Source organism: Streptomyces sp. NPDC057486 (assembly GCF_042802415.1).
Classification (GTDB): Bacteria; Actinomycetota; Actinomycetes; order Streptomycetales; family Streptomycetaceae; genus Streptomyces; species Streptomyces yanii.
The window spans coordinates 1-13,074 of the sequence record NZ_JBHVEE010000049.1 but is presented as its reverse complement, the minus strand read 5'-3'; the positions used below and the strand labels follow the sequence as shown (position 1 = coordinate 13,074).

At 68.5% G+C, this 13,074-nt stretch carries 10 protein-coding genes; 1 reads left to right on the top strand and 9 read right to left on the bottom strand.

Going from position 1 to position 13,074, the window contains the following annotated elements:
• Positions 1 to 27: 27 nt before the first annotated feature.
• From rodA to ACFU6I_RS22895, 9 genes are all read right to left on the bottom strand, one after another.
• Positions 28 to 1,218, bottom strand: a complete 1,191-nt coding sequence (gene rodA, locus ACFU6I_RS22935; RefSeq protein WP_384369751.1) for a rod shape-determining protein RodA — start codon at positions 1,216 to 1,218, stop codon at positions 28 to 30.
• The gene (mrdA, locus tag ACFU6I_RS22930) at positions 1,218 to 3,392 is read right to left on the bottom strand and encodes a penicillin-binding protein 2 (protein ID WP_384369748.1); all 2,175 of its coding nucleotides are present in this window, start codon (positions 3,390 to 3,392) and stop codon (positions 1,218 to 1,220) included. The genes rodA and mrdA overlap by 1 nt, the downstream gene beginning before the upstream one ends.
• 58 nt (positions 3,393 to 3,450) lie before the next feature.
• Positions 3,451 to 4,110 (bottom strand): rod shape-determining protein MreD, encoded by a 660-nt coding sequence (gene mreD, locus ACFU6I_RS22925; RefSeq protein WP_266985692.1) that lies wholly within the window; start codon positions 4,108 to 4,110, stop codon positions 3,451 to 3,453.
• An 11-nt stretch (positions 4,111 to 4,121) separates the two neighbouring features.
• Entirely contained in the window at positions 4,122 to 5,159 is a 1,038-nt protein-coding gene (gene mreC / locus ACFU6I_RS22920; RefSeq protein ID WP_384369744.1) for a rod shape-determining protein MreC, read from the bottom strand.
• Positions 5,160 to 5,260: 101 nt separating this feature from the next.
• The gene (locus ACFU6I_RS22915; protein ID WP_384369741.1) at positions 5,261 to 6,280 is read right to left on the bottom strand and encodes a rod shape-determining protein; all 1,020 of its coding nucleotides are present in this window, start codon (positions 6,278 to 6,280) and stop codon (positions 5,261 to 5,263) included.
• A gap of 290 nt (positions 6,281 to 6,570) precedes the next feature.
• Positions 6,571 to 6,984 carry a nucleoside-diphosphate kinase gene (ndk, locus tag ACFU6I_RS22910; RefSeq protein ID WP_037698740.1) on the bottom strand — a complete coding sequence of 138 codons (414 nt, stop codon included), beginning with the start codon at positions 6,982 to 6,984 and terminating at the stop codon, positions 6,571 to 6,573.
• A 100-nt stretch (positions 6,985 to 7,084) separates the two neighbouring features.
• On the bottom strand, positions 7,085 to 7,441 hold the full coding sequence (locus ACFU6I_RS22905; RefSeq protein WP_266985688.1) for a DUF4233 domain-containing protein: 357 nt from the start codon (positions 7,439 to 7,441) through the stop codon (positions 7,085 to 7,087).
• Positions 7,442 to 7,446: 5 nt separating this feature from the next.
• Positions 7,447 to 8,970 (bottom strand): folylpolyglutamate synthase/dihydrofolate synthase family protein, encoded by a 1,524-nt coding sequence (locus ACFU6I_RS22900; protein ID WP_345518281.1) that lies wholly within the window; start codon positions 8,968 to 8,970, stop codon positions 7,447 to 7,449.
• A 290-nt stretch (positions 8,971 to 9,260) separates the two neighbouring features.
• Entirely contained in the window at positions 9,261 to 11,882 is a 2,622-nt protein-coding gene (locus ACFU6I_RS22895) for a valine--tRNA ligase (protein ID WP_384369738.1), read from the bottom strand.
• Between the two features lie 140 nt (positions 11,883 to 12,022).
• Here ACFU6I_RS22895 and ACFU6I_RS22890 point away from each other — a divergent pair, with 140 nt between their 5' ends.
• The gene (locus ACFU6I_RS22890; RefSeq protein WP_384369736.1) at positions 12,023 to 13,033 is read left to right on the top strand and encodes a hypothetical protein; all 1,011 of its coding nucleotides are present in this window, start codon (positions 12,023 to 12,025) and stop codon (positions 13,031 to 13,033) included.
• The last annotated feature ends 41 nt before the right edge of the window (positions 13,034 to 13,074 follow it).

Sequence of the window (13,074 nt, the reverse complement as noted above, 5' to 3'; positions counted from 1 at the left end):
CAGTGGGCCGGGCGGATCCTCACCTGCTCAGGCCGACATCGGCCGCTGCACCCGGATCGACTGGAGCAGTCCGATGGCCACCCAGACGGCGAACATCGACGACCCTCCGTACGACACGAACGGCAGCGGGAGTCCGGCGACCGGCATGATGCCGAGCGTCATCCCGATGTTCTCGAACGCCTGGAAGGCGAACCAGGCGATGATGCCGGCGGCGACGATCGTGCCGTACAGCTCGGTGGTCTCGCGGGCGATCCGGCAGGCGCGCCACAGGACGACACCGAGGAGGACGAGGATCAGTCCGGCGCCGAGGAAGCCGAGTTCCTCGCCCGCGACAGTGAAGACGAAGTCGGTCTGCTGCTCGGGAACGAACTGGCCGGTGGTCTGGGTGCCCTGGAAGAGGCCGGTGCCGGTGAGTCCGCCGGAGCCGATGGCGATGCGGGCCTGGTTGGTGTTGTAGCCGACGCCCGCCGGGTCGAGCGCCGGGTTGGCGAAGGCGGCGAAGCGGGCGATCTGGTAGTCGTCGAGCAGGCCGAGCTGCCAGACGGCGACGGCTCCGGCCGCGCCGGCGCCGAGGAGTCCGAAGACCCAGCGGTTCGACGCGCCGGAGGCCAGGAGCACGCCGAGCACGATGACGGCCATGACCATGACGGAGCCGAGGTCCGGCATCCCCATGACGATCACCATCGGGAGGAGCGCGAGACCGAGTGCCTTGGCGACGGTCCGGTGGTCCGGGTGCAGCTGGTCGCCCGCGTCGACGCGGGCGGCGAGGATCATCGCCATCACCAGGATGATGGTGATCTTGGTGAACTCGGACGGCTGGAGGGAGAAGCCTCCGCCGATGATGATCCAGGCGTGGGCGCCGTTGACGGTGGCACCGAGCGGGGTGAGGACCGCGAGGACCAGAAGCACCGAGAGGCCGTAGAGGATCGGGACGGCGCCGCGCAGGGTGCGGTGGCCGAGCCAGATCGTGCCGACCATCAGGGCGAAGCCGATGCCGGTGTTGAGGGCGTGCCGCAGCAGGAAGTAGTACGGGTCGCCGTGGTTGAGCGTGTCCCGGCCGCGGGTCGCCGAGTAGACCAGGGCCGCGCCGATGAGGGAGAGCGCGATCGCGGAGCCGAGCATCGGCCAGTCGAGCCGGCGTACGACGGAGTCGCGGGCGGTGAGTCTGCCCCAGACACCGCGGTCGGGGGCATACCGGGAGACGGAGAAGCCGGCCATCAGTCGCGCCTCCCGAGCACCGCGGCGAGTGTCTGCTCCTCCGGGGTCTTCTGCGAGTTCGGGTCGTAGGGCTTGATCGTCGGGGCGTCGATCGTGCCATCGTGCTGGATCTTGGGCAGGGACTTCTGCGGGGTGGGCAGCAGCGCCTTCTTGAGGTCCTGCTTGCCGGAGTCGTCGAGTCCGTAGAGCGCGTCGTAGATGTTGCGGACGGCGGGCCCGGAGGCGCCGGATCCCGTACCACCCTGGGAGATCGTCATGACGACCGAGTAGTCCTTGGTGTAGGTGGCGAACCAGGAGGTCGTCTGCTTGCCGTAGACCTCGGCCGTACCCGTCTTGGCGTGCATCGGGATCTTGTCCTGCGGCCAGCCGCCGAATCGCCAGGCGGCCGTACCGCGGGTCGCGACGCCCGCGAGCGCCCCCTCCATCTGCTTCAGGGTCTTGGCGCTGGCCGGCAGCTTGCCGTGCGAATGGGGCTCGACCATGCGGACGTTCTTGCCGTCGGGGCTGATGATCGCCTTGCCGACGGTCGGGTCGTAGAGCGTGCCGCCGTTGCTGATCGCGGCGTAGATGGTCGCCATCTGGATCGGGGTGACGAGGGTGTCGCCCTGGCCGATGGAGTAGTTGATCGCGTCATAGGCGTGCAGCTTCATTCCCTCGAGGCAGTTCTCGTGGGCGAGCACAGTAACGAAGTCCTTCTTCTTGGGCCATTTCTTGGCCTGTTCGCACCAGGTGTCCTTGTTGGCCTTCCAGAAGGCCTTCTTCCACTGGCGGTCGGGGACGCGGCCGGTGACCTCGTTGGGGAGGTCGATGCCGGTCTCCTTGCCGAGGCCGAACTGGTGGGCGGTCTTGAAGAACCAGTCCTTGGCGTTCTTCTTGGGTTTCAGCCCGCCGTCCTTCTGCCACTGCTGGTGGCCGAGGGCGTAGAAGACGGTGTCGCAGGAGACCTCGAGCGCCTGGCCCAGGGTGATCGCGCCGTGGCTCGCCGATTCGAAGTTCTTGTAGACATTGCCGTCGGCGGTGTACGAGCTGCCGCAGTTGTAGCGGCCGTCGAACGGGTAGCCCGCATTGACGGAGGCAGCGGTGGAGACCACCTTGAAGATCGAGCCCGGTGCGGCCTGGCCCTGAATGGCCCGGTTGAGCAGCGGATAGTTGGACTTCTTGCTGGTCATCCGGGCGTAGTCCTTGCCCGAGATGCCGCCGACCCAGGCGTTGGGGTCGTAGTCGGGGTTGGACGCCATCGCGACGACCCGGCCGGTCTTGGCCTCCATGACGACGACGGCGCCGGAGTCGGCCTTGTAGTTCTGGTTGGTGTTCTTGTCGAAGGACTTGCGGGCCGTCTTCATGGCCTCGTTGAGCTCGTACTCCGCGACGGCCTGGACCCGGGCGTCGATGGAGGTGACGACGCTCGATCCGGGCTCCGCCTTGTCGTCCTTCGCCTGGCCGATGACCCGGCCGAGGTTGTCGACCTCGTAGCGGGTAACGCCGGCCTTGCCGCGCAACTCCTTGTCGTACGTGCGCTCCAGGCCGGAGCGGCCGACCTGGTCGGAGCGGAGGTACGGCGAGTCGGTGTCCTTGGCCTTGGTGATCTCTTCGTCGGTGACGGGCGAGAGGTAGCCGAGGACCTGGGCGGTGTTGGCCTTGCCGGGTGCGGCGTAGCGGCGCACGGCGGTGGGTTCGGCGGTGATGCCGGGGAAGTCCTCGGCACGTTCGCGGATCTGGAGGGCCTGCTGGGTGGTGGCCTCGTCGGTGACCGGGATCGGCTGGTACGGCGAACCGTTCCAGCAGGGCTGCGGCGTCTTCGCGTCGCAGAGCCGGATCTTGTCGAAGACGTCCTTCGGCTTCATGTCGAGCACATCGGCGAGCCGGGTCAGAACGGCCTTGCCGTCGTCGTCCATCTTCAGCAGCTCGGTGCGGCTGGCGGAGACGACGAGGCGGGTCTCGTTGTCGGCGAGGGGAACGCCGCGGGCGTCGAGGATGGAGCCGCGGACGGCGGGCTGGACGACCTGCTGGACGTGGTTGCTCTTCGCCTCGTCGGTGTATTCCCGGCCATTGCGGATCTGGAGATACCAGAGGCGGCCACCGAGTGTCAGGAGCAGGGAGAAGACGAGGACCTGAATGATGATGAGCCTGATCTGGACCCGCTGGGTGCGGCCCGTCTCCGGAATGTTGCTCACAGGGCGCCCCCGGCGGTCGGGCCGGGTGTCCGGGGGGTGCTCCCCGGGAGATACAGGCTCACAGTCGCTTGACTCCCTTGATCCGTCCGGCCCGTGCCGCCCGGTTGCGGGCGACCTTCACACGCAGTCCGCCGCGCTGGCTGCCGATCCTGAGGCCGGTGCCGGACGAGAGCCAGCCCGAGGCCACGTCGCCGCCCGAGGGCTCGGAGAGCGGGTCGTTCTCGGTGCGTCTGGCGAGCGCCATGATCAGCGGAACGGTGAACGGCGCGAGAAGCAGGTCGTAGACAGCGGCGGTGAACAGCAGGCTGCCGAGGCCGACATGGCGGGCTGCGGTGTCCCCGACGAGGGCGCCGACGAGGGCGTACAGCAGCGTGGATCCGATCGCGGCGGCCACGACCACGGTCATCGGGGCGAGCGCGGACTTGAGCCGGCCGTTCTCCGGCCGGGCAAGTCCGGCGAGGTAGCCGATGATGCACAGGACCATGGCGTAGCGCCCGGCGGCGTGGTCGGCGGGCGGCGCCAGGTCGGTGAGGAGCCCCGCGCCGAAGCCGATCAGGGCCCCGGCCACATGCCCGTACACCAGGGCGAGGCCGACGACGACGAGGAGCAGCAGGTCGGGGACGGCGCCGGGGAGTTGGAGGCGCGCGAGTACGCAGACCTGGACGACCAGGGCGATCACGACCAGAGCGGTGGAGAGCAGTGTCCGGTTGAAGCGCATGGGGATCAGCTCTACCTCTGCTCGTTGACCGCGTTGCCGGTGGTTCCGGTGGGGCTGGGACTCCCACTGGGACTGCCACTCGGGGTCTCGTTGACGTTCCCCACGACCTTTCCGTTGGTGTCGACGATGTCACCGTTGGGCGAGATGGTGACGGTGACCGTCGGGGTCGGGGTGGGTTTCGGTTTGGCGGGCTGCTTCGGCAGGACCATGTCGCGCGGGTCCTCGCGCGGTGCCTGGACGACGACGCCGACGATGTCGAGCCGGGTGAAGCCGACGTACGGGCGGACGTAGACGGTACGGGTCAGGTCGCCGCCGGACGGGTCGACGCGGACCACCTCGCCGACCGGGACTCCGGGCACGAACGGCTTGTTCCTGCTGGAGCCGAAGGTGACCAGTCGGTCGCCCTTCTTCACCTTGGCCTTGCCGTTGAGGAACTGGACGGAGAGCGGGCGATCGCCCTGGCCGGTGGCGAAGCCGAGTTCGTCGGTCTTCTCCATCCGGGTGCCGACCGTGAAGTCGGGGTCGTTGGCGAGGAGCACCGTCGCGGTGTCCGGGCCGACGGTGGTGACGCGGCCGACGAGTCCGTCGCCGTTGATGACGGTCATGTCGCGCTTGAGCCCGTCGTTGGAACCCGCGTCGATGGTGACGGTCCAGGAGAAGCCCTGGGCCGACCCTATGGCGATGACCTCGGCGGCCTTGATGCCGTACTGCCCGGCGGCGGACTTCTTCAGCATCTTGTCGAGTTCGCGCACCCGGTTGCGGTTGCGGTCGTCGCTGCCGAGCTTCGTCTTCAGCGCGGCGTTCTGCTGTTCCAGGGCGGCGATCCGGTTGTGCCGTTCACCGGAGTCGCGGATCGCCCCTATGGCGTTGCCCACCGGGTCGACGGCTGCCGCAACGCCGTTCTCGACCGGCCCGAAGGCCGTTGCGGCGACCCGCCGGGCGCCGTCCACCGGTGACTCCTCGCCGCCGCGGATGTCCACCGTAATCAGTGCGAATGCGATGGCGATCAGCAGCACCAGGAGCAGCCGGCTCTCTCGTGTGTCCCTCACGTGCGGCGGCCGTGCCTTCCTCGTCGGAATGTTCGTGCCTGTATATCAGCGGTCCGCCGTACGGGGCGGCAGCGCCCGTACGGCGGACCGCTGTGTTGTCGCTACCTGCGGGGCTGGGCGTCCAGCACCTGCTGGAGCGCCTCGAACTCCTCGACACACTTACCGGATCCCAGTGCCACCGAGTCCAGCGGGTCCTCGGCGATGTGGATCGGCATGCCGGTCTCACGGCGCAGTCGCTCGTCCAGTCCGCGCAGCAGCGCACCGCCGCCGGTGAGGACGATGCCGCGGTCCATGACGTCGCCGGAGAGCTCCGGCGGGCACTTGTCGAGCGTGGTCTTCACCGCGTCGACGATCGCGTTGACCGGTTCCTCGATGGCCTTGCGGACCTCCGCGGCGGAGATGACGACCGTCTTGGGCAGTCCGGAGACCAGGTCGCGGCCGCGGATCTCGGTGTGCTCGTCCTGGTCCATGTCGTACGCCGAGCCGATCGTGATCTTGATCTGTTCGGCGGTGCGCTCACCGAGGAGGAGCGAGTACTCCTTCTTGATGTGCTGGATGATCGCGTTGTCCAGCTCGTCACCGGCGACCCGGATCGACTGGGCAGTGACGATTCCGCCGAGCGAGATCACGGCGACCTCGGTGGTGCCGCCACCGATGTCGACCACCATGTTGCCGGTGGCCTCGTGGACCGGCAACCCGGAACCGATGGCCGCGGCCATGGGCTCCTCGATGATGTGCACCTGCCGCGCGCCGGCCTGCGTCGACGCCTCGATGACGGCGCGTCGCTCGACCCCGGTGATGCCCGAGGGCACACAGACGACGACCCGCGGGCGGGCCAGGTAGCGGCGCTTGTGGATCTTCAGGATGAAATAGCGGAGCATCCGCTCCGTGATCTCGAAGTCGGCGATCACGCCGTCCTTCAGGGGGCGTACGGCAACGATGTTGCCCGGTGTACGCCCGATCATCTTCTTGGCCTCGGAACCGACCGCCAGGATTCCGCCGGTGTTGGTGTTGATGGCCACGACGGACGGCTCGTTCAGAACGATGCCGCGCCCCCTGACGTACACCAGCGTGTTGGCAGTCCCGAGGTCGATAGCCATGTCACGGCCGATGAACGACATTGAGTTCCCCTTGTTCCCCATGAGGATGCGTCGGGCCTTCCCAAGAAGCGGTTATGGCTTGTTTTGGTAGGCGAGGTGAGCGCTGCGGGCGTGGAAGATTCCATCGTAGTGCCGTATTCACGGACACCGCGCGAGGGTCCTTCGCCATTGTGGGCGGAACGGGTGGCCGTTCCACTCATGGTGACGTTACGTCGGAGGGATGCGTTCCCGCGATCGGGGACCCTATGCCGAAGGGCGACCGAATTACTTCGGTCGCCCCGGGTCATGAGCGCTGTTTGGCTGATCCGAGGTCAGGAAAGTCCCGGAAAGAACAGCTTCAGTTCTCGCTCTGCGGACTCCTCGGAGTCCGAGGCGTGGATGAGGTTCTCGCGGGTGATCGTGCCGAAGTCGCCACGGATGGAGCCGGGCGCGGCGGCGATCGGGTCGGTCGGGCCGGCCAGGGCACGGACGCCCTCGATGACCCGCTCGCCCTCGGCGACCAGGACGACGACGGGGCCGGACTGCATGAACTCGACGAGCGGCTCGTAGAACGGGCGGCCGACGTGCTCGGCGTAGTGCTGCTCCAGGGTCGCCCGGTCGAGCGTGCGCAGCTCCAGCGCGGTGACCTGCCAGCCGGCCTTGCGCTCGATCCGGCCGACGATCTCGCCGATCAGCCCACGCCTGACAGCGTCGGGCTTGAGAAGGACGAGGGTGCGCTGAGTCATGTACGGCTCCTTGAGGGCATGCGGGTGCGGTGAGGCGAGGTTACAGGGGTACGCGGACGGGCCGGCGGCCGGGTTTGCCCGCCGTGCCCGGCTTCAGGTTTCAGCCGCCGGCCGGGGCTTCGGTCGCCGCCTGCGCAGCCCAGCGTGCCTTCGCCTCGTCGATCTTGCGACCGTAGTGCACCGAGGCCCACCACAGTCCGCCGAAGACCAGCCCCAGGATGAACATCATCGGGACGACGAATCCGCTGGCGACCAGTGCGACCTGCAGCGCCCAGCCGAGCGCTGTGCCGCCGGGGCGGGTGAGCATCCCGCAGAGCAGGACGGAGAGCAGCATGCCGATGCCGCAGACCGTCCAGACGGTGGTGTTCGACAGGTCGTCGGACTTCATCGCGACGAGTCCGGCGAAACCGATCACGAAGAATTCGCCGATCAACGTCGACGCGCAGAGCGTACGCACAGGGGTCAGTGCCTTCCCAGAAGCAGCCGGGCCTCGCCGACCGTGATCACGGAGCCGGTCACCAGGACGCCGGCGCCCGCGTACTCGTCCTCCTCCTCGGCGAGGGTGATCGCCGCCTCCAGTGCGTCGTCGAGGCGCGGCTCGACCTGGACGCGGTCGCCGCCGAAGACCTCGACCGCGACGGCGGCCAGCTCGTCGGCGTCCATCGCGCGGCCGCTGGAGTTCTGGGTGACGACGACCTCGGCGAAGATCGGCTCGAAGGCTTCGAGGAGCCCCCGGACGTCCTTGTCGCCGCTCGCGCCGACCACGCCGATCAGCCGGGAGAAGCCGAACGCCTCGGACAGCCCGTCGGCGGTGGCGCGGGCGCCCGCCGGGTTGTGGGCCGCGTCCAGGACGACGGTCGGGCTGCTCCGGACGACTTCGAGGCGGCCCGGCGAGCGGACCGAGGCGAAGGCCCGGCGGATCGTGTCGATGTCGAGCGAGCCGGACTGCTCGGCGCCGATACCGAAGAACGCCTCGACCGCGGCGAGCGCCACCGCCGCGTTGTGCGCCTGGTGGGCGCCGTACAGCGGGAGGAAGACCTCCTCGTACTCGCCGCCGAGGCCGCGCAGTGTCAGAAGCTGGCCGCCGACCGCGATCTCGCGGGAGACGACGCCGAACTCCATGCCCTCGCGGGCGACCGTGGCGTCGACCTCGACGGCCTTCTTCAGCATGACCTGCGCGGCATCGACCGGCTGCTGGGCCAGGATGACAGTGGCGTCCTGCTTGATGATCCCGGACTTCTCGGCGGCGATCTCGGCGGGTGTGGAGCCGAGCCGGTCGGTGTGGTCCAGCGAGATGGGGGTGACGACGGCGACCGAGGAGTCGATCACGTTCGTCGCGTCCCAGCTGCCGCCCATGCCGACCTCGACGACCGCGACGTCGATCGGCGCGTCGGCGAAGGCCGCGTACGCCATACCGGTCAGCACCTCGAAGAAGGAGAGCCGGTAGGGCTGCTGGGCGTCGACCATCTCGACGTACGGCTTGATGTCGTTGTACGTCTCGATGAACCGCTCCGGGTCCATCGGCGAACCGTCCAGGCTGATCCGCTCGGTGATCGACTGGACGTGCGGCGAGGTGTAGCGGCCGGTGCGCAGCTCGAAGGCGCCGAGCAGGGCCTCGATCATGCGGGCGGTACTGGTCTTGCCGTTGGTGCCGGTGATGTGGATCGACGGGTACGCGTGCTGCGGCTCGCCGAGCACGTCCATCAGCGCGGCAATCCGCGACACGGACGGTTCGAGCTTTGTCTCGCCCCAGCGGCCGGCGAGCTCCTGCTCCACCGCGCGCAGTGCCTTGTCCACCTCCGGGTCGGCGGGTCGGGCGGGGATCTCGTCACCCGGGACCGGTCCCGAGGCCGTGCGCAGGGTGCGGCTGCCGGCCTCGATCACCGCCAGGTCGGGGTCGCGTTGGGTCGCTTCGTCGACGATCTCCGCGAAGGTGTCGTCGGACTCGGACGCGTCGTGCCGGTCTGAAGGGCGGGGCTCACTCACGGGTCCCAGTCTACGGATCGGGACGGACATCCGGCGCGGGGCCCGGCAACGGTCACGAATCGCCCGCCCGGGCCGCTGTCGGCACAACGCGCCCAGGGAGCACATGGCGCTCCGTGTCCCCCTGACCTCCGGGTCCGACCACGGCTCCGGAGCGGCGCGCGCCGGAGGCCGGGCGGACGGCTGCCCGGCACCGATCACGCCGTACGGGCTGTACGAGCCGCCGGAGCGGGGACGGCGAAGCCCCCGTGTCCCTGGTCGGTCAGGGACACGGGGGCTTCGCGCTCAGATCATCAGTTCTGCGGCAGGTTCGCCAGCTGAGCGGTGATCCGCGCGATGTCCTCGTCGGCCTTGGCGAGCCGGGTACGGATCTTGTCGACCACGTTGTCCGGTGCCTTGGCCAGGAACGCCTCGTTGCCGAGCTTGGCGTTGGCCTGGGCCTTCTCCTTCTCGGCGGCGCCCAGGTCCTTCGTCAGGCGCTTGCGCTCGGCCTCCACGTCGATGGTGCCGGACAGGTCGAGGGCGACGGTGGCACCCGCGACCGGCAGCGAAGCGGTGGCGTGGAAGCCGTCACCGGCGGGCTGCAGGCGCAGCAGCTGGCGGATGGCCGCCTCGTGCGGCGCGAGCGCCGTGCCGGTCAGGGTGAGCTCGGCCGGGACCTTCTGGCCGGGCTGGAGACCCTGGTCGGAGCGGAACCGGCGGACCTCGGTGACGACCTGCTGGACGAGCTCGATCTCCTGCTCGGCGGCCGCGTCGCGGAAGCCGGAGTCCTTCGGCCAGTCGGCGATGACGACGGACTCGCGGCCGGTCAGCGTGGTCCAGAGCGTCTCGGTGACGAACGGGACGACCGGGTGCAGAAGCCGCAGCATCACGTCGAGGACCTCGCCGAGGACCCGGCCGGAGACCTTCGCCTGCTCGCCGCCCGCGAAGAACGTGGTCTTCGACAGCTCGACGTACCAGTCGAAGACCTCGTCCCACGCGAAGTGGAAGAGGGCCTCGCTGAGCTTGGAGAACTGGAAGTCGTCGTAGAACGCGTCGACTTCGGCAACGGTCTTGTTGAGCTTCGACAGGATCCAGCGGTCCGTCGCGGACATCTGTGACGGGTCGGGCAGCTCGCCCTCGATCGTGGCGCCGTTCATCAGCGCGAAGCGCGTGGCGTTCCAGATCTTGTTGGCGAAGTTGCGGGAGCCCTGGACCCAGTCCTCACCGATCGGGACATCGACGCCCGGGTTGGCGCCGCGCGCCAGGGTGAAGCGCAGGGCGTCCGAGCCGTACTTGTCCATCCAGTCCAGCGGGTTGACCGCATTGCCGAAGGACTTGGACATCTTCTTGCCGAACTGGTCGCGGACCATGCCGTGCAGAGCGATGGTGTGGAAAGGCGGGGTGCCGTCCATCGCGTACAGGCCGAACATCATCATCCGGGCGACCCAGAAGAAGAGGATGTCGTAGCCGGTGACCAGGACGGAGTTCGGGTAGAACTTCGCCAGGCTCTCGGTCTGCTCCGGCCAGCCGAGCGTCGAGAACGGCCACAGGCCGGAGGAGAACCAGGTGTCGAGGACATCGGTCTCCTGCGTCCAGCCCTCGCCGCTCGGCGGCTGCTCGTCGGGGCCGACGCAGACGATCTCCCCGTCCGGGCCGTACCAGACGGGGATGCGGTGGCCCCACCACAGCTGACGCGAGATGCACCAGTCATGGAGGTTGTCGACCCAGTCGAAGTACCGCTTCTCCATCTCCTGCGGGTGGATCTTGACCCGGCCGTCGCGGACCGCGTCGCCCGCCGCCTTGGCCAGCGGGCCGACCTTGACCCACCACTGCATGGACAGCCGCGGCTCGATCGTCGTCTTGCAGCGCGAGCAGTGGCCGACGGAGTGGACGTACGGGCGCTTCTCGGCGACGATCCGGCCGTCGGCGCGCAGAGCACCGACGATGGCGCTGCGCGCCTCCAGCCGGTCCAGGCCCTGGAAGGGACCGTGTGCCGTGATGATCGCGTGCTCGTCCATCACGGCGAGGCTCGGCAGACCGTGCCGCTGGCCGATCTCGAAGTCGTTCGGGTCGTGCGCGGGCGTGACCTTGACGGCGCCCGTGCCGAACTCGGGGTCGACGTGCTCGTCGGCGACGACCGGGATACGGCGGCCGGTGAGCGGAAGCTCGATCTCCTTGCCGACCAGGTGCTTGTAGCGGTCGTCCTCCGGGTGGACGGCGACGGCCGTGTCGCCCAGCATCGTCTCGGCGCGGGTCGTCGCGACGACGATGGAGTCCTCGCCCTCGCCGTACCGGATGGAGACGAGCTCGCCGTCGTCGTCCTGGTACTCGACCTCGATGTCCGAGATGGCCGTGAGACAGCGCGGACACCAGTTGATGATGCGCTCGGCCCGGTAGATCAGCTCGTCGTCGTAGAGCTTCTTGAAGATGGTCTGGACGGCCTGGGACAGGCCTTCGTCCATGGTGAAGCGCTCACGCGACCAGGCGACACCGTCACCCAGGCGCTTCATCTGCCCGGAGATCTGTCCACCGGACTCGCCCTTCCACTGCCAGACGCGGTCGATGAAGGCCTCGCGCCCCAGGTCGTGGCGGGACTTGCCCTCCTTGGCGAGCTCACGCTCGACGACGTTCTGCGTGGCGATACCGGCGTGGTCCATGCCCGGCTGCCACAGCGTCTCGTAGCCCTGCATCCGCTTGCGGCGGGTGAGGGCGTCGATCAGCGTGTGCTCGAAGGCGTGCCCCAGGTGGAGGCTGCCCGTGACGTTCGGCGGCGGGATGACAACAGTGAACGGAGGCTTGTCGCTTGTCGCGTCGGCCTCGAAGTAACCACGTTCTACCCAGCGCTCATACAGCTTCCCCTCTACTTCGGCCGGCGCGTACTGGGTCGGCAGTTCGGGGTTGCTGGCTGTCTGGTGCTGAGGGTTCTCGGTCACGGGGAACAGTTTAGGGCCGTCACAGTCGTGCACTGAAACCGGTTTGTTCAGTAACGGTGTGACTCCCGGTGCTCCATGCGGGTGGACCTTCCGCCAGGATGTTCGGAACGCATAAGCATGACGAACAGGGGACACCGCAGATGAGCTACAACCAGCCGGGCCCGTACGGCGGGCAGCCTCCGCAGGGCCAGCCCGGACCGTACGGCGGTCAGCCGCCGCAGGGTCAGCCCGGCCCGTACGGCCAGCAGCCGGGCCCGTACGGCGGTCAGCCTCCGCAGGGCGGCCAGCCGGGTTACGGGTATCCGCAGCAGGCTCCCCAGGGTGTTCCGCAGCAGCCCCAGCCGGGCTACGGCTACCCGCAGGCCCAGCAGCCGGGCCCGTACGGCCAGCAGCCCCAGCCCCCTTACGGCCAGGCGCCGTACGGCGGCCAGGTCCCGATGCCCCCGGCCCCTCCGAAGAAGAAGACCGGCCTGATCATCGGCGGCGTCGTCGTGGCACTGGCGGTCATCGCGGGCGGGGTGTACTTCCTGACATCGGGCGGTGCCAGCAACAGCGACGTCGCGGACAGCACGAAGGGCTACAAGCTGACGCCGGCCGCCAAGCTGGATGACTACAAGAAGAGCCCCAGTGCTGCGATACCGTCGGGGCCGATGACGGGCGCTGACAAGACCAAGGCCGAGGGCCTGGGGATCAAGAATCCCCAGCAGGCGGGCGCGGTGTACCAGGCCGGCTCCAAGGACAATCCGCTCGCCGTCAAGTCCGTGACCCTTTCGGGTATCTGGGGTGATGTCACCGACCCGGCGAAGGTCATCGACAACTCCTTCAACAACGCGGAGTCGGACTTCAAGAAGGGCGACAAGGGCATGGACGTCAAGCTGGTCGGCAGCGCCAACGCTGTCACGCCGGCTGGGTTCGATGGCGCGCTGATGAAGTGCCAGAACATGAAGGTGATCAACAAGGACGGAGACGGTACCCCCGCGAAGGGTCCCAAGGAGTTCGAGTTCCCCATCTGCGTCTGGGCCGACTACAGCACGGTCGGCGTCGTCGAGGGCGTCGACGTGGCGCTCTCCATGGCCGGCAAGGGCATGTCCCAGGACGACGTGGCCGCCCTGGCCGCCAAGCTCTACAACACGTCCCGCACCAAGATCTGAGCACTCGGTACAGCGGAAGGGGCGCCCGGCCAGTCACTGGC

Bases quoted from the DNA above. Each gene is read 5' to 3' on its own strand.
- rodA (WP_384369751.1), bottom strand. From the start codon at position 1,218: ATGGCCGGCTTCTCCGTCTCCCGGTATGCCCCCGACCGCGGTGTCTGG.
- mreD (WP_266985692.1), bottom strand. From the start codon at position 4,110: ATGCGCTTCAACCGGACACTGCTCTCCACCGCTCTGGTCGTGATCGCC.
- ACFU6I_RS22915 (WP_384369741.1), bottom strand. From the start codon at position 6,280: ATGTCGTTCATCGGCCGTGACATGGCTATCGACCTCGGGACTGCCAAC.
- ndk (WP_037698740.1), bottom strand. From the start codon at position 6,984: ATGACTCAGCGCACCCTCGTCCTTCTCAAGCCCGACGCTGTCAGGCGT.
- ACFU6I_RS22890 (WP_384369736.1), top strand. From the start codon at position 12,023: ATGAGCTACAACCAGCCGGGCCCGTACGGCGGGCAGCCTCCGCAGGGC.